The 20856-nt window shown below is 69.1% G+C and carries 16 protein-coding genes; 10 read left to right on the top strand and 6 right to left on the bottom strand.

The annotated features are described in order from the left end of the window. Positions 1-90: 90 nt before the first annotated feature. From KDW55_RS28280 to KDW55_RS28270, 3 genes are all read left to right on the top strand, one after another. On the top strand, positions 91-1530 hold the full coding sequence (locus tag KDW55_RS28280; RefSeq protein WP_212161819.1) for an aldehyde dehydrogenase family protein: 1440 nt from the start codon (positions 91-93) through the stop codon (positions 1528-1530). A gap of 73 nt (positions 1531-1603) precedes the next feature. After that, positions 1604-2362, top strand: a complete 759-nt coding sequence (locus KDW55_RS28275) for an SDR family oxidoreductase (RefSeq protein ID WP_040141378.1) — start codon at positions 1604-1606, stop codon at positions 2360-2362. A 133-nt stretch (positions 2363-2495) separates the two neighbouring features. Next, on the top strand, positions 2496-3800 hold the full coding sequence (locus KDW55_RS28270) for an MFS transporter (protein ID WP_212198135.1): 1305 nt from the start codon (positions 2496-2498) through the stop codon (positions 3798-3800). A gap of 125 nt (positions 3801-3925) precedes the next feature. Here the strand turns inward: KDW55_RS28270 and KDW55_RS28265 are convergent, their stop codons facing one another. The 3 genes from KDW55_RS28265 to hemC are packed head-to-tail and all read right to left on the bottom strand — an operon-like array spanning position 3926 to position 8078. Beyond that, positions 3926-5113 carry a heme biosynthesis protein HemY gene (locus tag KDW55_RS28265; RefSeq protein ID WP_040141382.1) on the bottom strand — a complete coding sequence of 396 codons (1188 nt, stop codon included), beginning with the start codon at positions 5111-5113 and terminating at the stop codon, positions 3926-3928. Between the two features lie 2 nt (positions 5114-5115). Then, the gene (hemDX, locus tag KDW55_RS28260; RefSeq protein ID WP_212161820.1) at positions 5116-7092 is read right to left on the bottom strand and encodes a fused uroporphyrinogen-III synthase HemD/membrane protein HemX; all 1977 of its coding nucleotides are present in this window, start codon (positions 7090-7092) and stop codon (positions 5116-5118) included. Continuing rightward, on the bottom strand, positions 7092-8078 hold the full coding sequence (gene hemC / locus KDW55_RS28255) for a hydroxymethylbilane synthase (protein WP_069241632.1): 987 nt from the start codon (positions 8076-8078) through the stop codon (positions 7092-7094). The genes hemDX and hemC overlap by 1 nt, the downstream gene beginning before the upstream one ends. Before the next feature lie 217 nt (positions 8079-8295). Here hemC and ppc point away from each other — a divergent pair, with 217 nt between their 5' ends. Next, positions 8296-11292, top strand: coding sequence for a phosphoenolpyruvate carboxylase (gene ppc / locus KDW55_RS28250; RefSeq protein ID WP_212161821.1), 2997 nt, complete (start codon positions 8296-8298; stop codon positions 11290-11292). Positions 11293-11427: 135 nt separating this feature from the next. On the opposite strand, the gene KDW55_RS28245 is transcribed toward ppc, so the two are convergent. Then, entirely contained in the window at positions 11428-12180 is a 753-nt protein-coding gene (locus KDW55_RS28245; RefSeq protein WP_212161822.1) for a class I SAM-dependent methyltransferase, read from the bottom strand. 182 nt (positions 12181-12362) lie between these two features. Here KDW55_RS28245 and KDW55_RS28240 point away from each other — a divergent pair, with 182 nt between their 5' ends. Beyond that, the gene (locus KDW55_RS28240; protein ID WP_040141392.1) at positions 12363-13172 is read left to right on the top strand and encodes a helix-turn-helix transcriptional regulator; all 810 of its coding nucleotides are present in this window, start codon (positions 12363-12365) and stop codon (positions 13170-13172) included. Positions 13173-13178: 6 nt separating this feature from the next. Here KDW55_RS28240 and KDW55_RS28235 read toward each other — a convergent pair whose 3' ends face one another. Beyond that, a complete protein-coding gene (locus KDW55_RS28235; RefSeq protein ID WP_040141394.1) occupies positions 13179-14180 on the bottom strand; it encodes a spore coat U domain-containing protein in 1002 nt (333 codons plus the stop codon). A 301-nt stretch (positions 14181-14481) separates the two neighbouring features. Between KDW55_RS28235 and KDW55_RS28230 the strand changes: the two genes are divergently transcribed. The 5 genes from KDW55_RS28230 to KDW55_RS28210 all read left to right on the top strand — a co-directional run bounded on the left by KDW55_RS28230 (position 14482) and on the right by KDW55_RS28210 (position 20428). Then, positions 14482-15018, top strand: a complete 537-nt coding sequence (locus KDW55_RS28230; protein ID WP_209820781.1) for a spore coat U domain-containing protein — start codon at positions 14482-14484, stop codon at positions 15016-15018. 6 nt (positions 15019-15024) lie between these two features. After that, the gene (locus KDW55_RS28225) at positions 15025-15735 is read left to right on the top strand and encodes a fimbria/pilus periplasmic chaperone (protein ID WP_209820780.1); all 711 of its coding nucleotides are present in this window, start codon (positions 15025-15027) and stop codon (positions 15733-15735) included. 25 nt (positions 15736-15760) lie between these two features. Next, entirely contained in the window at positions 15761-18121 is a 2361-nt protein-coding gene (locus KDW55_RS28220) for a fimbria/pilus outer membrane usher protein (protein ID WP_212198134.1), read from the top strand. Between the two features lie 110 nt (positions 18122-18231). Beyond that, positions 18232-19641: an argininosuccinate lyase gene (argH, locus tag KDW55_RS28215; protein ID WP_209820778.1), complete on the top strand. Its 1410-nt coding sequence runs from the start codon at positions 18232-18234 to the stop codon at positions 19639-19641. 103 nt (positions 19642-19744) lie between these two features. Continuing rightward, on the top strand, positions 19745-20428 hold the full coding sequence (locus KDW55_RS28210; RefSeq protein ID WP_209820777.1) for an HAD family phosphatase: 684 nt from the start codon (positions 19745-19747) through the stop codon (positions 20426-20428). 97 nt (positions 20429-20525) lie between these two features. Here the strand turns inward: KDW55_RS28210 and KDW55_RS28205 are convergent. Then, positions 20526-20856 (bottom strand): lysozyme inhibitor LprI family protein (locus tag KDW55_RS28205; protein WP_212198133.1); only part of this gene is annotated, 331 nt, incomplete at its 5' end.

Genomic DNA, 20856 nt, shown 5'->3' with positions numbered 1-20856 from the left:
GGTATCCGCTAAAGCGCTGACTCGGGTCGACCGCGAAGCATGGGACCCGAGTAAGCGCTAAAGCGCTAACTCGGGTCGACAGGAGCAGGCATGGAAGAAGCGAAGCACTTCATTGCGGGCGAATGGACACTGCCCGCGCAACTGGAGACAATCCCGGTCGTCGACCCGTCCGACGGCCAACCGTTCGCGACGATCGCGCGCGGCACCGCACCCGATATCGAGCGCGCCGTCGCCGCCGCCCGCGATGCATTCGCCGGCCCGTGGGGCGCCGCGAGCGCCGCCGAGCGCGGCCGCGTGCTGATGCGCCTGTCAGCGCGCGTCGCCGATCACCTAGAGGAGCTTGCCGCAATCGAAGCCCGCGATACCGGCAAGCCGCTGAAGCAGGCACGCGCCGACGCGGCCGCACTCGCGCGCTACTTCGAATTCTACGCAGGGGCCGCCGACAAGCTGCACGGCGAAACGCTCCCCTATCACGCCGGCTACACGGTGCTGACAGTGCGCGAACCGCATGGCGTCACCGCCCACATCGTGCCGTGGAACTATCCGATGCAGATGTTCGGCCGCAGCGTCGGCGCCGCGCTTGCGGCCGGCAACGCGTGCGTCGTGAAGCCGGCCGAAGATGCATGCCTGTCGGTGCTGCGCGTGGCGGAACTCGCCGCCGAAGCCGGCTTGCGGGCCGGTGCGCTCAACGTCGTCACCGGCTACGGTCATGAAGCAGGCGCCGCGCTCGCACGCCATCCCGGCATCGACCACATCTCGTTTACCGGCTCGCCGGCAACCGGCAAGCTGGTCACGCAGATGGCGGCCGAGAACCACGTGCCGGTCACGCTCGAACTCGGCGGCAAGTCGCCGCAGATCGTGTTCGCCGACGCCGATCTCGAAGCGGCGCTGCCCGTGCTCGTGTCGGCGATCGTGCAAAACGGCGGGCAGACCTGCTCGGCCGGCAGCCGCGTGCTGATCGAGCGCGCGGTGTACGAGCCGCTCGTCGAACGGCTCGCGACCGCGTTCAACGGATTGCGCGTCGGCCCGAGCCGCGCGGATCTCGACTGCGGCCCGCTGATCAACGCCAAGCAGCAGCAGCGCGTGTGGGATTTCCTGTCCGACGCGCAGCACGACGGCATTCCAATGGCCGCGCACGGCCAGGTCGTCGCCGATGCTCCTGAAAGCGGCTTTTACCAGGCGCCCGCGCTGCTGCGCGACGTGCCGGCGTCGCACCGGCTCGCGCAGGAAGAAGTGTTCGGCCCCGTGCTCGCCGCGATGCGGTTCGTCGACGAGGACGAAGCGGTCGCGCTCGCGAACGGCACGCCGTACGGCCTCGTCGCCGGCATCTGGACGCGCGACGGCGCGCGGCAGTTGCGTCTCGCGCGACGCCTGCGTGCGGGCCAGGTGTTCATCAACAACTACGGCGCGGGCGGCGGCGTCGAATTGCCGTTCGGCGGCGTCGGCCACTCGGGCCACGGCCGCGAAAAAGGCTTCGAGGCACTTTACGGATTCACCGCGCTGAAGACGATCGCGATCCGGCACGGCTGATCGGGCGCCCGGGCCGGGACCGACGGCCACGCCACCGCCACACCATGCACTCGTCCAAAACAGGAGACACACCATGCGGTTGAGCGGCAAGACGGCCATCGTCACCGGCGGCGGCTCGGGTTTCGGCGAAGGTATCGCAAAGACGTACGCGCGCGAAGGCGCGAACGTGGTCGTCAACGACCTGAACGGCGCGGCGGCCGAGCGCGTCGCGAGCGAGATCGCGCTGGCTGGCGGCAAGGCGATCGCGGTCGCGGGCGACGTGTCGAAGGACGCCGACTGGCGCGCGCTGCTCGAAGCCGCGCTCGACGACTTCCATTCGGTGCAGGTCGTCGTGAACAACGCCGGCACCACCCACCGCAACAAGCCGGTGCTCGACGTAACGGAAGCCGAGTTCGACCGCGTGTACGCGGTCAACATGAAGAGCCTGTTCTGGAGCGTGCAGACCTTCGTCCCCTACTTCCGCGCGCAAGGCGGCGGCGTGTTCGTGAACGTCGCGTCCACGGCCGGCGTGCGGCCTCGCCCGGGCCTCGTCTGGTACAACAGCACGAAGGGCGCGATGATTACCGCGAGCAAGTCGCTCGCGGCAGAACTCGGCGCCGACCGGATCCGCGTGAACTGCATCAACCCGGTGCTCGGCGAGACGGGCCTGATGACCGAGTTCATGGGCTGCGAGGATACGCCCGAGAATCGCCGCCGGTTCCTCGCGACGATTCCGCTCGGCCGCTTCTCGACCCCGCAGGACATCGCGAACGCGGCGCTTTACCTCGCATCGGACGAAGCCGAGTTCATCACCGGCGTCTGTCTCGAAGTCGACGGCGGCCGCTGCATCTAGCCGCACGACCGTGTTCGCGCCGCGCCGGCTGCGCCGGGCGGCACCGTATTCGCGCGGAGTCGGTGCTTTGCGCGACACCGGATCGGGCGCACCGCGCCCGCTCCGGCCACCACAAGAAAGGACAGGAGACAACATGGCAACATCGACGCATTCGCTGCCGGGCTCGTCCGGCGCATTCGAGGAAGCAACCTACCGCAAGGTGTCGTGGCGGCTCACTCCGCTACTGCTGCTGTGCTACGTGGTCGCATATCTCGACCGCGTCAACGTCGGTTTCGCGAAGCTGCAGATGGCGAGCGACCTGAATCTGAGCGATACCGTCTACGGGCTCGGTGCCGGGATTTTCTTCTTCGGCTACTTTCTGTTCGAAGTGCCGAGCAACATCATCCTGCACAAGGTCGGCGCGCGCGTATGGATCGCGCGGATCATGGCGACGTGGGGCGTGATCTCGATCCTGACGATGTTCGTCACGACGCCCGCGATGTTCTACGTCATGCGCTTTCTGCTCGGCGTCGCCGAGGCCGGCTTCTTCCCCGGCGTGATCCTGTATCTCACCTACTGGTATCCGGCCCATCGACGCGGACGGATGACGACGTTCTTCATGACGGCCGTCGCGCTGTCCGGCGTGATCGGCGGCCCGATCTCCGGGTTCATCCTGAAGGCGTTCAACGGTGTGAGCGGCTGGCACGGCTGGCAGTGGCTGTTCCTGCTCGAAGGGATTCCGTCGGTGCTGGCCGGCGTGCTGGTGTTCTTTGCGCTCGACGACCGGATCGCGAAGGCGAAATGGCTGACCGACGACGAGAAGGCGATGCTCGCACGCAACGTCGACGCGGAGGAAGCGACGAAGGAAGACCTGCCGCTCGGCATGGTGATGTCGAGCCCGCGCGTGTGGCTGATGGCCCTGATCTACTTCTCGTTCGTGATGGGGTTGTACGGCGTCGGCTTCTGGCTGCCGACGATCATCAAGGCGACCGGCGTGACCGACACGGTCATGATCGGGCTGCTGTCGGCGGTGCCGTACGCGGCGGCGGTGGTCGCGATGATCCTGATCGCGCGCAGCGCGGACAAGCGCCGCGAACGGCGCTGGCACCTGGCGATTCCGGCCGCGTTCGGCGCGGTGGGGCTCGTGCTGTCGGTGATCTGGGCGCACGAAACGTCGCTCGCGATGCTCGGCCTCACGCTGGCGACGATGGGCATCCTGACGACGCTGCCGCTGTTCTGGAGCCTGCCGACCGCGTTCCTCGGCGGCGCCGCGGCCGCTGCCGGCATCGCGATGATCAACTCGATCGGCAACCTCGCGGGTTTTCTGAGCCCGTACCTGATGGGCTGGCTCAAGCAGGCGACGGGCACCAACGACGCGGGCATGTACATGCTCGCCGGCTTCCTTGTGCTCGGCGGCCTGCTCGCGCTGTCGGTGCCGAAGCGGCTCGTCGACAAGTAATCCGGCAAACGGCGCGTGCAGCGCGACGGTGCGGCGGCCGCGCCGATCGTCGATGAACAAAAAATGCCCCGAAGGCCTGACGGCGTTCGGGGCATTGTTACGTGCGGCGGCGCACCGCCGCCGCGTCAGACCACGGTGATCGCGAGCGCGCTTTCGCGGTAGTGCTTCGCCGCCTTGTCGGATTCGCCAAGATGCTCGAACAGGCGCGCGAGCGCGCGGTGCGCGCGCACCTTCAGCGCCTCGTTGTCGGCCAGCTTCAGCGCCGCCTCGAGGAACGATTGCGCCTTGCCCCACAGTTGCTGCTGCTGGCACAGACGACCAAGCGCGAACAGCAGGTCGGCATCTTCCGGATGATCCTTCTTCCAGCCTTCGGCCTTCTGGATCAGCGGCAGCGCATCGCCGCCGGCCGTGTCCGGATAGCGGCGCAGCAACCGCGCATCCCAGTTGTGCGCAAGCGCCTCCTCGACGATGCGGCGCGCTTCCGGGCGACGCTCGAGCGCAACCAGCAACTCGGCCGCCAGATCGGCGAGACGCGGCGACTGGCGCTCGAGCGGCGACAGCGATTGCCACACCTCGAGCAGCGCGTCCGGATCATGCCGACGCTCGCGCAGCAGATTCTCTGCCGCCTGCTGGCGCAGCCGCACGGCAGCAGCCGGGTGCAGCGCCTCGCGCTTTTCGAGCGCCTTCGCGAGCTTCAGCACCTCGGCCCAGTTCTTCAACTGCTGCTGCGCGCGCAGCGCGACCTGTTGTGCATGGATGCGCTTGCCGCCCGCCTGCATGTCGGCCAGCGCGGCGAGCGCGCCGTCGGCATCGCGCGCATCGGCGCGCATGTCGGCCGCGGCGAGCAGCCGCGCGTCCTGCCACTCGGGCGCGTCGACCTTCGACAACCAGTCGTCGCGGCGCGCGTATTCGTGCATCCGGTGCGCGGCGGTCGCCGCGACGAGACTCGCGGCGCCCTGGTTCGCGTCGACCGCAAGCGCGTCGCGCGCCGCCTTCTCGGCGCGCGAGAAGCGGCCCGCGTACAGGTTCGCGATCGCATCGCGCAGCGACGCCGACGCCTTTTCGTTACGCGAACGCGCACGATATGCGGCGACCCGCTGCGGCATGCGCCAAATGTTGCGCACGATGCGCAACAGCGCATACAGGACGATGAACAGCACCACGATGGCGATCACGAACAGGTTCAGCGACACGTCGACCCGGTACGGCGGATAGACGAGCAGCACCTGCCCCGCATCGAAACGGCCGACGGTGGCGAGTGCCGCGGCGATCGCGAACAGGATCGCGAGCCAGACGATTCCTCGAAGCGTCATCGTTACCCCCGGCTCTTGAACTGCTGAACGGCGTTCAGGCTCGTGTTCAGATTCGGCACCGCGACCGTCAGCGATGCGCCGTCCACCTGCCTGAGCAGATCCTCGACGGACTGCGTGTCCTTCGATGCCTGGTCGAAATACTTGCCGAGAGACGCCTGCGCGGCGTGCAGATCGGCCTTCATCGCGGTGTCGTTGCGCGCAAGCAGCGACAGCCGCGCGGTGAGCAGGCGAAGTTTCACGTTCTCGCGCACGAAGTAGCCCTGATCGGGCGACGCGAGCATCGCGTCCGCGTTGTCGATCCGGCGCACCTGCACGAGCCCCTTCAGCTGCTGGCCGAGGCCGGCCGAGAAGTCATGCCACCACACCTTCCAGCGCGGCTCGTCGGGCGTGGCCGCGGCCGACGACGCGGCGACGGCCGGCTCGGCCTTCGGCGCCGTGTGCGGGACGATCGCCTCGCCCGACAGCGGCAGTGCGTCGATCTTCGCGATCGCATCGTCGAGCTTGATCGCGAGACCCGTGAGGTCGGCCGACGGCGCGGCCTTCAGCTTTTCGATGTCCTGCGCGAGCGCCTTGCGCACCGTGACGGCCTGCGCGCTTTGCGACGTCGCGAGGCGTGCGTCGGCATTCTGCAGCGCGATCAGCGCGAGTTGCGTGTTGCCGGTCAGCTGCAGCTGCTGGCTCGCGCTCGACAGCATCTGGTCGACTTCCTCGAGCATCCACGCGTCGCGGTTGCGCGACAGATCCTGATACTGCTGCTGCAGCGCCTGCTGTGCGCTCTGCGCGTCGGCGAGCTTGCCGTCGAGCTGCGCGAGCTGCGTGTCGACCTGATGCGTGCTCGCGAGCGCCTGCTCGGTCTTCATGCGGATCTCGGCCGTCTGCGCATCGAGCGCCTTCTGACGGGCGACGAACGAATCGTCGAGCCGGTCGACCTTGCGGCTCAGCGCATAGCCGCCGACGCCTGCCGCGCAGCCAAGCACGACGACGACGAACCACAGCGCCGCGCTGCCGCCGCGGCGTGCGGGCGGTTCGGACGCGAGATAACGGGGGCTGGACGGCGGTGCGGATGCAGCGGCCGGCTGGGAAGCGACGCTTTTGGAATCGTTGGTATCTGTCATGCGTTTAGTCACCGGTGCGGCTGTCGCCGGTTGGACGGCCTCGTCGGCCATCGTTCGAAACGCGCGGACGATGCGCTCATCGCCCGCGCCGGTCAGCGTAATCCTATCAAAACCGAGTGCGCGCGCGGTCTGCTCGATGCGCGGGTGCGGCGTCACGAGCCGCGCATGCTTCAGTGCGTCGATCTCCGCGTCGTTCAGATGCGTACGCGCGAGTTCGTGCAGGTTGCGTACGCCTTCCGAGCTCGTGACGAGCCATGCGTGCGGCGCGCCGGCGAGCAGCGCGTGCACGCGCTCCCATGCGCCAATGCGCGGCTCGGGCACGACGCGCCGGTATGCGGCGACGAGCGTGACGTCGGCGCCCGCTTCGCGCAGCCGCTCGGCGAGCCATTCGCGGCCGCCGTCGCCGCGCACGATCAGCACGCGCTTGCCTGCAAGCGCCTGCGCGCCGCCGAACTCGGCCTCGATGCGCGCGAACAGGCTTTCGGAGTCGTAGTGCGGCACGCCGCCGTCCGCTGGCGCGTGCGGTGCGATCACGCGATGCGCGGGCGCCGCGATCCCGTGGCGCTCGAGCGCCGCGACGCTGCCGGGGCCGACGACGCCGACCGGCAGCGCATTCGGCCAGATCGCGCCGTACTGTCCAAGCGCGCGCTCGATCGCGTTAGGCGACACGAAGATCACCAATGCGTAGTCGGCAAGCGCCGCGAACGCAGCATCGAGGGGCGCCGGATCGTCGACCGGTGCGATATCGATCAGCGGAAATTCGAGCACGTCGCAGCCGGCGGCAGCCAGTTCGGCCGCGAGTGCGGCGGACTGGCCGTCCGGGCGCGTCAGGACGGCTGTGAACGCGCGCGCGCCGCCCGCCATCAGGCGTCGCCCTTGCCGGCCTGCGAGCCGGCGAGCAACGCGTTGACGATGTCGCGCGCGCCTTGCGCCTCGAGTTCGTCGGATACCGCGCGGCCGAGCGCAAGCGCATCGGCGACGTTCATCACGGCGCCGCACTCGTCGGCGGTCAGCACGCGGCGGCCGTCGGTCGTCGACACGCGGCCCGTCAGGTAAAGCTCGCCTGCCCGCCACACCGCATGCGCCGCGAGCGGCACCTCGCAGCTGCCGCCGAGCGCGCGCGACACCATCCGCTCGGCCTCGACCGCGAGCGCAGTCCGCGAGTCGTGCAGCGGCGCGAGCCATGCGGCGACGTCGGTACGGTGCGCGGCGATCTCGATCCCGAGCGCGCCCTGGCCGGCGGCCGGCGGGCTGGCCTCGACGTCGATCAGTGCACGGATTCGCGCGTCGAGGCCCAAGCGTTTCAGGCCCGCGGCCGCAAGGATGATCGCCGCATAGTCTCCGCGATCGAGCTTGGCCAGCCGCGTGTCGAGGTTGCCGCGCAGAGGCAGCACGTTCAGGTGCGGATAGCGCGCGCGCAGCATCGCCTCGCGGCGCAGGCTCGACGTGCCGACGACGGCACCGGCCGGCAGCGCGTCGAGCGACGCGTAGTCGTTCGACACGAATGCGTCGCGCGGATCCTCGCGCTCCATGATGGCGGTCAGCGCGAAGCCGTCGGGCAGCGCCATCGGCACGTCCTTCAGCGAATGCACGGCCAGGTCGGCGCGGCCGTCGGCCAGCGCATTCTCCAGCTCTTTCACGAACAGGCCCTTGCCACCGACCTTCGACAGCGTGCGATCGAGAATCTGATCGCCGCGGGTCGTCATCCCGAGGATTTTCACGTCACAAGCTGGATATAATTTGCGCAGCGCATCACGCACATGTTCGGCTTGCCACATCGCGAGGCGGCTCTCGCGCGAGGCGATCGTCAGCGTCGCCGGAGCGGGCACCGAAAGGGTCTCGGAATTCATTGCTGGAACATCGAAGGACGGGATTGAAGACCGAACAATGGTAGCACGCACGTCTTGGGCCGCCCGGGCCCGGAGGCTGCGTGCGCCGCGCCTTTGCGCGCGCCGTGATACCGATGCGCGGATGTGCCGCACGTAACTGGTTGCTTGAATGCAGTTCCCGTAGTTTCCGCAGTTCCCGCAGTCCCTTTTGACTCGAGCTTTCCCAAGGAAACCCATCGTGAAGTCTTCCGGATCGGCGCGTACGGTGCGCCGCAATGCTGCCCTGCCCTCCTCCGACGCCCAGACGGGCACCCTCGCCACCGCCGCGAACGGCCGTGCGAAACCGGCAACGAAACCGAAAGACCCGATACGTCAGACAAAACGCGCGATCGACGCAGCCGACACCGCTGCCGGCACGGCGAAGCGCGGCACGCGCACGCGCGACGACAAGGACCGCCCGCTGTTCGAGGACATCCGCTTCCTCGGCCGCCTGCTCGGCGACGTCGTGCGCGAACAGGAAGGCGATACGGTGTTCGACGTCGTCGAGACGATTCGCCAGACGGCGGTGAAGTTTCGCCGCGAGGACGACAGCGAAGCCGCGCAAACGCTGGAGAAAAAGCTGCGCAAGCTGACGCCGGAGCAAACGGTGAGCGTCGTGCGCGCGTTCAGCTATTTCTCGCATCTCGCGAACATCGCGGAAGACCGCCACCACAACCGGCGCCGCCGCATCCACGCGCTGGCAGGCTCCGCGCCGCAGCCGGGCACCGTCGCGTACGCGCTCGAACAGCTGAAAACGACCGGCAACGCATCGAAGCGGCTGCTGCAGCGCTTCTTCGACGATGCGCTGATCGTGCCGGTGCTGACCGCGCACCCGACCGAAGTGCAGCGCAAGAGCATTCTCGACGCGCAGCACGACATCGCGCGCCTGCTCGCCGAACGCGACCAGCCGCTGACCGCGCGCGAACGCGCGTACAACGAGTCGATGCTGCGCGCGCGCGTGACCGCGCTGTGGCAGACCCGCATGCTGCGCGACGCCCGCCTGACGGTCGGCGACGAGATCGAGAACGCGCTGTCGTACTACCGCGCGACGTTCCTCGACGAACTGCCCGCGCTGTACGGCGACATCGAGGCCGCGCTCGCCGAGCACGGCCTGCAGGCGCGCGTGCCCGCATTCTTCCAGATGGGCAGCTGGATCGGCGGCGATCGCGACGGCAATCCGAACGTGACGGCCGCAACGCTCGACGAAGCGATCAACCGCCAGGCCGCGGTGATCCTCGAACACTATCTGGAACAGGTGCACAAGCTCGGCGCCGAGTTGTCGGTGTCGAACCTGCTGGTCGGCGCGAGCGACGCAGTGAAGGCACTTGCGGCGGCGTCGCCCGACCAGTCGCCCCATCGCGTCGACGAACCGTACCGCCGTGCGCTGATCGGCATCTACACGCGGCTCGCGGCCAGCGCGCGCGTGCGCGTCGGCGAGGGCACGGTCCCGGTGCGCAGCGCCGGCCGCGGCGCGCCGCCGGTTCGCGCGGTTCCGTATGCGGACTCCGACGCATTCGTCGCCGACCTGAAGGTGCTGACGGCGTCGCTCGACGAACATCACGGCGCGTCGCTGGCCGCGCCGCGGCTCGCGCCGCTCGTGCGCGCGGCAGAAGTGTTCGGCTTCCATCTCGCGAGCATCGACCTGCGCCAGAGCTCCGACATTCACGAAGCCGTGGTCGCCGAGCTGTTCGCGCGTGCAGGCGTCGAAGCCGACTACGCGGCGCTCGCCGAGGAAGACAAGCTTCGCGTACTGCTCGCCGCACTCGCCGATCCGCGCCCGCTGCGCTCGCCATACCTCGAGTATTCGGCGCTCGCGCAGAGCGAACTCGGCGTGTTCGAGAAGGCGCGCGAGGTGCGCGCGCAGTTCGGCGCGCGCGCGGTGCGCAACTACATCATTTCGCATACGGAAAGCGTCAGCGACCTCGTCGAGGTCCTGCTGCTGCAGAAGGAAACCGGCCTGCTCGAAGGCACGCTCGGCAGTCATGCGAAGAACGGGCTGATGGTGATCCCGCTGTTCGAGACGATCCCCGACCTGCGCGACGCCGCGCGCATCATGCGCGATTACTTCGCACTGCCGGGCATCGATGCGCTCATCGCGCACCAGGGCGCCGAGCAGGAAGTGATGCTCGGCTACTCCGACAGCAACAAGGACGGCGGCTTCCTGACGTCGAACTGGGAACTGTATCGCGCCGAACTCGCGCTCGTCGACCTGTTCCGCGAACGCAAGATCACGCTGCGCCTGTTCCATGGTCGCGGCGGCACGGTCGGCCGCGGAGGCGGCCCGACCTACCAGGCAATCCTGTCGCAGCCGCCGGGCACCGTGAATGGCCAGATCCGCCTGACCGAACAGGGCGAAGTAATCGCGAGCAAGTTCGCGAACCCGGAGATCGGCCGGCGCAACCTCGAGACGGTCGTCGCCGCGACGCTCGAGGCGTCGCTGCTGCCGCAGTCGAACGCGCCCGCGCAGCTGCCCGCGTTCGAGGCCGCGATGCAGACGCTGTCCGATACCGCGATGGCGTCGTATCGCGCGCTCGTTTATGAAACCCCGGGCTTCACCGACTACTTCTTCTCGTCGACGCCGATCACCGAAATCGCGGAGCTGAACATCGGCAGCCGTCCGGCGTCGCGCAAGCTGCAGGATCCGAAGAACCGCAAGATCGAAGACCTGCGCGCGATTCCGTGGGGCTTCTCGTGGGGGCAGTGCCGGCTGCTGCTGACCGGCTGGTACGGCTTCGGCAGCGCGGTGAGCGCGTATCTCGACGGCGCGCCCGACGCGGCCGAGCGCACGAAGCGGTTGGCGCTGCTCAAGAAGATGAACAAGACGTGGCCGTTCTTCGCGAACCTGCTGTCGAACATGGACATGGTGCTCGCAAAGACCGATCTCGCCGTTGCGTCGCGCTACGCGCAACTGGTCGCCGACCGCAAGCTGCGCAAGCACGTGTTCGAGCGGATCGTCGCCGAATGGGAGCGCACGTCGCACGCGCTCGCCGAAATCACCGGGCATGAAGGGCGTCTCGCGACCAACCCGCTGCTCGCGCGCTCGATCAAGAACCGCTTCCCGTACCTCGATCCGCTAAACCACCTGCAGGTCGAGCTGATCAAGCGTCACCGCGCGGGCGACACGAACGCGCGGCTGCGTCGCGGGATTCACCTGACCATCAACGGGATCGCGGCCGGCCTGCGCAATACCGGCTGAACCGCGCGCGGCGGGGGCGCGGGCGTGGGTCACGCCACGCCGGCATCGCAAAACGAAAGCCGCGATACGCGCTCACGCGTGTCGCGGCTTTTTTTCGTCGGACGGCACGACCGCGTCGGCCGCCGTCCCGTGCGCTCATTGCGCGGCGATCAGCAACGCATCGTGCTCGAACGAACCGTCCGGCTGCACCGCGTAGTAGCCGCGCACCTCGTCGGGCGCATGCTCCCACAATGCGCGGATGCCCGCGACGCTGTCGGCCGGCGTGCGGATTCGCTCGACCCACGTGTCGAAGTCGATCGGCAGGCGCCACCGGCGCTGCACGTGCGCATCGAACCCGGCGTCGCGGAACATCGCGAGCCATTCGTCGGCACGGTAGTCGCGCACGTGCGACGCATCGCGCAGCACTTCCGCGGCCTGCAGATACGTGTCGAGCAGCGGATGGTCGTTGCCGGCGATGTCGATCATCAGCACGCGGCCGCCCGGCTTCAGCACGCGGCGGACTTCGCCGAGCGCCGCGCGCACATCGTGCCAGTGATGGGCGCTCATCCGGCTGATCACCCAGTCGAACGTGCCCGCGCTGAACGGCAGCCGCTCGGCCGGCCCCTGCTGCGTGCGGATGTTCGCGAACCCCCGCTCGCGCGCAGCGGCGTTGACGGTCGCGAGCATCGGCGCGGCGAGATCGTACGCCACCACGTCGCGTACGTGCGGCGCGACCGCGAAACTCGCGTGGCCCGCTCCGCAGCCGAGATCGAGCACGGCGGCTGCGGGCGTCGTACGCACCGCATCGGCCAGCGCCGCCAGGTCGGCGCCCGTCGCATGGACCGCGCTCGTCAGGTATGCGGCGGCCGTCGTGCCGAATGCGTCGGCGACCTGATCGTGGTGTTTCATCGTTCGCTCCTTCTTCTGAATGGGGCGCCTGCTGCCTGCCAGCGCGCGAATCGCTACAATAGGGCCGCGCTTGTACCAGTACAAGTTAAGCAGTTATTCTGGTATTCGTTACACCTGCCTGATCGTTGCCGCGCCGCCGAGCGCGCTTTTTTCGTCCATTCAGTCGTTTCAGCCGTTTCCGCATGAATCAGCCGTCCTCCGCCCCGCCCCCGCCGCTCGACGCCACGCCTGCCCGCGCGCTTGGCGAATTCATCCGCGCGCACCGCGAACGGCTGTCGCCGCAGGCCGTCGGCCTGCCGCCCGGGCCGCGCCGGCGCACGCCGGGGCTGCGGCGCGAGGAAGTCGCGCAGCTGTGCGGCGTCAGTCCGACCTGGTACACGTGGATCGAGCAGGGCCGCCCGGTGTCGGCGTCGGCCGATGCGCTCGCGCGGATCGCCGTCGCATTGCAATTGTCGAAAGCCGAACGCGCGTACCTGTTCGAACTGGCCGCGCAGCGCGATCCGGCCGAGCCCGACGTCGCGGCCGGCGGCCTGCCGCCGACGCTCGCGGCGACCGTCGCCGCGATCGCGACGCCCGCGTATGTGCTCGACCGGCAATGGAACGCGCTCGCATGGAACGCGCCGGCCGCCGCATTGTTCACCGGCTGGCTCGACGGCGACCACGACCGCAACCTGCTGCGCTTCACGTTCATGGCGCCGGCCGCGCGCACGCTGATCGTCGATTGGGAAAGCCGCGCGCGGCGGCTCGCGGCCGAGTTCCGCGCAGACTCGATCCGGCATCTCGCCGATGCGCCGACGCGCGCGCTCATCGACGCGCTGACGGCCGGCAGCGATGCGTTCGCGCAGTACTGGGCATCGCAGGACGTGTTCGAGCGCGAAGGCGGCCTGCGCGAGTTCGACCATCCGGCCGAAGGCCGCGTCGTGTATCAGCAGATCACGCTGAAGCCCGCGCATCGCGAGGACCTGAAGCTCGTCGTGCTGGTGCGTGACTGACGCGGCTCAGAAACTGATCGTCGCGGTAATGGTGTCGCTGTAGTTGCCCGGCGCCGGCGTCGCCTGCGCGGGTACGAGCCCGTACACGGGAATCGTCTGGTTGAAGCCGGTGCCCGCCCCCGTCGCCATCGACGTACCGGCAGTGCCGTCGCCCCACGGGTTCGCATGACCGCTATCCTGATACAGCTGATAGCGGACCGAACCGCCGCCGCCCGCCCGCGGCATTGCGCGCGCGGCGACGTTGCCGCTGCCGCCGCCGTTCAGCGCGATCTGAAACGCGTCGCCGTTCGTGCATCGCGCGCTGATCGATCCGGCTGCCGACAGTGCCGACGTCAGTACGCCGGTGGCCGGAAACGCCACGCCGGTCGCGGTGATGATGCAATCGGCGATGACGGTCGCCGTCGCGGAAAAACTCATCGTGCCGGCCGTCGGCTGCGACGCGCACGACAGCGTCGGCAGGATGCTCAGCAGCGAAAAACTCTGGCTGTACGTTGCCTGGGTGCCGCTGAAACTTTGCGTATAGACGGTACTGCTGTTGTTCGCGGTCGGCACCGCAGGCTGGTTCGCCGCGACGCGGCCGTAGACGGTGACGTTCGCGCTCGCGCTCGTGCCGAGCAGCGGCTTCGTCAACGTGACCGAAATCGGTGTCGTTCCGGCGCTGACCGCTCCCCATGGCTGCGAGTACCCGGCATCCTGATACAGGTCGTACTGCATCTGGTTCGCACCGTTGCTCAGGTAGCGCGGGCTCGTGCCGCCGAGATTCACGCAGACGAGCACGCCCGTATTCAGACTTAGCGCGTCCCACGTGCAGTTGACGATCATCGTGCTGGTCGTCGTGACGGCCGCCAGCCGGATCGGGCTGACCGAGCCGAAGTTCGGGGCGGGCGGCGTCACCGTGCACGAATCCGCGCGCGCCGGCGTCCAGCCCGCGCCAAGCACCGCGGCCAGCAACAGGCACGACAGCATGTGCAGCCAGCCCCGCGCCGCGTTGAACCGCTCGTCCGCCATGGTCCTCCCCGAAAGCCCGTCACCGCGCGACGACTGCCGTGCGCCACCGCGTTTTTCCGATGGTATCCGGATGCGCCCCGGAGTTTCACCCGGATTTTTGATCCAGATCAAACGTGCCGACGGTGATCCGTCAGGAATCCCTGACGTTATCCGCCGTTTCGGCGTTTTCACCCTTGCGGGCGCGCAACGGCGTGGAGTAGGCTTTCACGAACGACAGCGCTGTTCCGTCGCACGGCAGGCACATCGCGGAGGGCCACACGCGAGCCGGGCGACACCCGTTGAACGGCAGGAGAAAATCACAATGAACGCTACCCGACGTCGTGTCCTTTCAGCCGCACTGGCAACCGCTCTCGCATTCGCACCGGCACTGCAACCCGTCACGGTCGCCGCGACCTATCTGAACGGCACCGCCACAGCCCAGTTCAACGTCACGCTGACGATCCAGGCGAATTGCACGATCGCCGCGAACCCGCTCGCATTCGGCACGACCGGCGTGCTGGCGTCGGGGCTCAACCAGCAGACCACCCTGTCCGTCACCTGCACGAACACGACGCCGTACAACGTCGGCCTCGACGCCGGCGCCGTCACCGGCTCCACGGTCGCCAGCCGGCTGATGGCCGGCACCACGACCGGCAACACCGGCACGACGGTCGGCTACCAGATCTACCAGGACTCGGGCCACGCCACCATCTGGGGCAACACGCAAGGCACCGACACGGTCGGCGGCACGGGCACCGGTTCCGCCCAGGCGCTGAACGTCTACGGTCACGTCCCGGCGCAAGCGACGCCGAAACCCGACACGTACCAGGCTACCGTCACCGCGACCGTCTACTTCTGACGCGCCGTGACGGTTCTCCTGCGCGCTTTCGGCGCTCTGTGGGCGGCGTCGGCAGCCGTCGCGTCCGCGGCCGCGCTGCAGATCACGCCCGTGACGCTCGAGCTGCCGCCGTCGGCCGCCGCGGCCGGCATCACGCTCGCCAATCCGGGCGGGCGGCCGATCTACGGCCAGGTCCGCACCTATCGATGGACGCAGGAAAACGGCGACGACGTCTTGACGCCGACCGACGCGCTCGCCGCGTCGCCGCCGCTGCTGCAGATCGGCGCGAACGCGGATCAGTTGATCCGGCTCGTGCGCACGGGTCGCGGCGCGCCGGCCGCCGAGGAGAGCTTTCGCGTGCTGATCGACGAGTTGCCTGCGCCCGGCACCCCGGTCGAGAACGGCATCACGATCCGGCTGCGCTATTCCGTGCCCGTGTTCGTCGAACCCGATGCGGCGACGGCACCGCCCCGGCTCGACTGGCGCATCGAGCGCGACGCGGCCGGCATGCGGCTCGCGGTCGACAACCATGGCGGCCGGCGCGCGCAGATTTCGGCCGTGCGGCTCGTGGATACGCGAGGCGGCGTCCATGAACTCACGCGCGGCCTGTTCGGCTATGCGCTCGCGGGCAGTACACGGCGCTGGCCGCTCAAGCTCGATCCGGGCGCGGCCGCGTTCGTCAAGATCCAGGCGGTCGTCAACGCGCAGCCGGTCGAAGCCCGGCTGACGACGCCCTGATCGATCCGGGCAGGATGCCGCGACGGTGCCCGTGACGACGCCGAGCACGATCCGCCGCGCCGGCGCCACCGCGCTGCTCGCGCACGCGCTCGCACTGCGTGCGGTCACAGGCTGCGCGCAACCGGCGCCGATCCCGCCCGCCGCCGTGGCCGCGCCCTCGCCGGAGGGCGACGGCCTGTATCTCGACGTGTCGCTCAATGGCGAACCGACGCACCGGATCGCCCGCTTCCGGCAAATCGACGGACGGCTGTACGCGGCGTCCGCCGATCTGGCCGACCTGGGCATCGCGACAGAGGCGCCGGGACGCATGCCGTCGAACGTCCCGTCGAACGCCCTCGTCGCGCTCGATACGCTTGCGGGGCTGCGCTACGACTACGACGCAGGCCGGCAGACGCTCGACCTGCGCGTGCCCGATTCGCTGCGCATTCCGCACACGTTCGATACACGCGCGCTCGCCGCCGCGCCGCCGGCGACATCCGGCCGCGGTTTCGTGCTGAACTACGACGCGTATGCGCAGACCTTCGCGCATGCGCCGCTCGCCGTCTGGAGCGAGGCGCGCTACTTCGATCCGGCCGGTGTATTCAGCAGCACCGGCATCGCATACCTGTACGACGACCGCAGGCGCTACGTGCGCTATGACACGTCGTGGACCCGCTCGAACCCCGGCACGCTCACGACGACGCAGGTCGGCGACACGATTTCGTCGTCGCTGTCGTGGACCCGTTCGCTGCGTCTCGGCGGCGTTCAGTGGCGCAGCAACTTCGGCCTGCGCCCGGACCTCGTCACGTTTCCGGTGCCCGCACTGTCCGGCAACGCGGTTGTGCCGACCTCGGTCGACCTGTACGTGAACAACGTGCGCCAGTTCACCGGCGACGTGCCGAGCGGACCGTTCGTGATCAACAGCGTGCCCGGCATCACCGGCGCCGGCAGCGCGACGGTCGTGACGCGCGATGCGCTCGGCCGTTCGATCGCAACGTCGATTCCGCTGTACGTCGACACGCGCCTGCTCGCGCCGGGGCTCGCGAGCTATTCGGCCGAAGCCGGCTTCCTGCGGCGCGCGTACGGCAGCAATTCGTTCGACTACGCGCGCACGCCGGCAGCGAGCGGCTCGCTGCGCTACGGGATCAGCGAGCGCCTGACCGCCGAGGCGCACGCGGAAGCGACGGCCGGCGTGTACAACGTCGGCGCCGGCGCGCTCGCGCGGCTCGGCGAGCGCGGCGTGGCGAACGCGTCGCTGGCGCTCAGTGCGCCGGGCCGCACCGGCGTGCAGGCCGGCGCCGGCTACCAGTACGTGACGCCGCGCTTCTCGATCGACGCGCAGACGCTGCGCGCGTTCGGCGACTACGGCGACCTCGGCAGCCGCGAAGGCGCGCCCGTATCGCGCGCGACCGATCGCGTCACCGTATCGTTTCCGTTCCTGCGCGCGCAGACGCTGTCGTTCAGTTATCTCGCACTCAAATATCCGGGCGTTGCCGCGTCGCGGATTGGCTCGATCGCGTATCTCGTCAATCTCGGCGGCCTGACATCGATCACGTTCAGCGGCTTCCAGGACTTCAGCCAACACGACGCGCGCGGCTTCTTCGTCAGCATGAGCGTCGGGCTGGGCGGCAACGCGTCCGTGTCGGCGAACGCCGGCCGGCAGAACGGCGAATCGACCTACACCCTCAACGCGTCGCGCCCGCCCGACTACGGCGGCGGCTTCGGCTGGAACGTGCAGGCCGGGACAAGTGCGGGCATGCGCTACGGGCAGGGCCAGGTGCAGTATCTCGGCCGCGCCGGCCAGGTGACGGTGCTCGCGCAGTCGTTCGACGGGCGCGGCAACGCGTCGGTCGACGTCACGGGCGCGTTCGTACTGATGGACGGCAGGTTGATGACCGCGCGCCGTATCGACGACGGTTTTGCCCTGGTATCGACCGACACGGGCCGCGTGCCCGTGCTGCACCAGAATCGCCTGATCGGCGAGACCGACCGCGCGGGCTATTTGCTCGTGCCCGACCTGAATGCGTACCAGCGCAATCGCGTCGCGATCGACAGCACCGGGCTGCCCGCCGATGCGCGGCTCACCGACACGACGCTCGACGTCGTGCCGCAGGCGCGCTCCGGCGTGCTCGCCCGCTTCGCCGTCACGCGCTACAGCGCCGCATCGATCGTGCTGCGCGCGCCCGACGGCGCGCCGCTGCCGGCCGGGCTCGAAGTACGCCACGTCGAAAGCGGCCACCGCACGATCGTCGGCTACGACGGCCTGACCTTCGTCGACGGCCTCGTCGCCGACAATCACCTCGAAATCTCCGGCAGCGCCGGCGCGTGCTCGGTCGCGTTCGCATACCGGCGCCCGGACAACGGCACGCTGCCGACGATCGGGCCCCTCACCTGCGGCCTGCGATAGGCGTGGCGGCTCCCGGCCGTCCGAGCGCCGGCCGCGCGCCCCGCGAATGTTAGAATCGCGGGATTCCTCCGGCGGCGCACGGCCGCCCAACTCCCGTTCGAAGAATCGCCATGACGTCCCAACTGCACAAAAAGGGCGAGGCCTGGTCGGCCCGCTTCTCGGAACCGATGTCGGAGCTGGTCAAGCGCTACACGTCGTCGGTGTTTTTCGACAAGCGCCTCGCGCTCGTCGACATCGCCGGCTCGCTCGCGCATGCCAGCATGCTCGCGGCGCAGAAGATCATCAGCGCCGACGACCTCGCCGCGATCGAGCGTGGGATGACGCAGATCAAGGGCGAGATCGAGCGCGGCGAATTCGAATGGCAGCTGGATCTCGAGGACGTCCACCTGAACATCGAAGCGCGCCTGACCGCGCTGATCGGCGATGCCGGCAAGCGGCTGCACACCGGCCGCTCGCGCAACGACCAGGTCGCGACCGACATCCGCCTGTGGCTGCGCGGCGAGATCGACCGCATCGGCGGGCTGCTGAACGACCTGCGCGGCGCGCTGGTCGACCTCGCGGAAAAGCACGCGGACACGATCATGCCGGGCTTCACGCACCTGCAGGTCGCGCAGCCGGTCACGTTCGGCCATCACCTGCTCGCGTACGTCGAGATGTTTACGCGCGACGCGGAACGCATGCGCGACTGCCGCACCCGCGTGAACCGCCTGCCGCTCGGCGCGGCCGCGCTCGCCGGCACCAGCTATCCGATCGACCGTCATGCGGTCGCGAAAACGCTCGGCTTCGACGGCATCTGCGCGAACTCGCTCGACGCCGTGTCGGATCGCGACTTCGCGATCGAATTCACGGCGGCGTCCGCGCTGGTGATGACGCACGTGTCGCGTTTCTCGGAAGAACTCGTGCTGTGGATGAGCCCGCGCGTCGGCTTCATCGACATCGCCGACCGCTTCTGCACGGGCAGTTCGATCATGCCGCAGAAGAAAAACCCTGACGTGCCGGAACTCGCGCGCGGCAAGACGGGCCGCGTGAACGGCCATCTGATGGCGCTGCTCACGCTGATGAAGGGCCAGCCGCTCGCGTACAACAAGGACAACCAGGAAGACAAGGAACCGCTGTTCGACACGGTCGACACCGTCGCCGACACGCTGCGGATCTTCGCGGAGATGGTCGCGGGCATCACCGTGAAGCCGGACGCGATGCGCGCGGCCGCGCTGCAGGGCTTCTCGACCGCCACCGACCTCGCCGACTACCTTGTGAAGCGCGGGTTGCCGTTCCGCGACGCGCACGAAGCGGTCGCGCACGCAGTGAAGATCTGCGACGACCGCGGGATCGATCTCGCCGACCTGACGCTCGACGAAATGAAGCAGGAACTGCCGAACGTCGCGCACCTGATCGGCGACGACGTGTTCGACTACCTGACGCTCGAAGGCTCGGTCGCGAGCCGCAATCACCCGGGCGGCACCGCGCCCGACCAGGTGCGTGCGGCAGTCAAGGCCGCGCGCGCCGCGCTCGGCAAGTAAGCACGCTGTCACGAGCGGACGCCGCCCGGCGTCCGTGTTCCATTCGGGCGGCCGGCGCGCCGCCTGTCCCGCTTCCCGGCTTCACCGCTTTTCGGACCCGCCGATGACCTTCTCCGCCGCGCTCTTCGACATGGACGGCCTGCTCGTCGATTCCGAGCGGACCATCATGAACACGTGGATCGACGTGTCGCACGCGCACGGCGTCGTGCTGACCGAGATCGATTATCTGCAGATCGTCGGCCGCTCGTTCGCCGAGGGCCAGGTGATCCTCGCGCGCCTGATCGGCAACCCCGACACGTTCGACGCGGTGCGCATTCGCGTGCGCGAACAGTTGGCCGCACCCGAGCCCAACCCGAAGTTTCCGCTGAAGCGGGGCGCGCTGGCGCTGCTCGAAACGCTCGCGCAAGCGGGCATTCCGTGCGCGGTCGCGTCGTCGTCCGCGCGCGACGTGATCCGGGCGCGGCTCGATGCGGTCGGCGTGCTGCCGTTCTTCCACGCGATCGCGGGTGGCGACGAAGTCGCGCGCGGCAAGCCCGATCCGGCCGTGTACCGGCTCGCGGCCGAACGCCTCGGCGTGCCGGCGCACGCGTGCGTCGCGTTCGAGGACAGCGACTTCGGTGCGCTGTCGGCCGCCGGCGCCGGCGCGTCGGTGATCACCGTGCCCGACCTGAAGGCGCCGACGCCCGAGATCGTCGCGCTGAGCCTGCACGTGCTCGCGTCGCTCGACGATGCGGTCGAGCTCGTGCCGTCGTGGTTCGGCCGCCTGGATACGCAGCAACCCGCGTAAGCGCGCACGTAGCAGGCGCCGAAACGGCAACGGGCACCCTCGGGTGCCCGTTCTGCATTACCGCGCCGGATCGCCGGCATCGCGGCCGCGGCGATTCCTACTGGTTGCCCGCGGTCTCCGACAGCCGCTTCATCGTCGCGATGCGGGCGCCGATCAGGTCGACGCGCCCGTCCTCGCCGACGAGCGGCGCCGTCGCATCGCGGAACGCGACCCACGCGCGCTGCGCGCGCACGAGCGTCGCAGCCGAATGCGCGGGCATTTTCCGGCGCAGCTTCTGGTAATAGCGGTTCAGGTCGAACAGCGCATGTTCGCACGCGGCGTCCTGCACGCACGGCCGCACGCGCGCGATCGGCGGATCGCGCGGCGCAGCGTTCGCCGGCTTGCCGGCAGCTGCCGCGGCGGCCGGCGCCGCGCCCGGGACAACGCCC

This window comes from Burkholderia sp. AU19243 (assembly GCF_018148075.1).
GTDB classification, from domain to species: domain Bacteria; phylum Pseudomonadota; class Gammaproteobacteria; order Burkholderiales; family Burkholderiaceae; genus Burkholderia; species Burkholderia latens_A.
The sequence above is the reverse complement of the archived record's forward strand: the minus strand, read 5'-3'. Positions and strand labels throughout refer to the sequence as shown.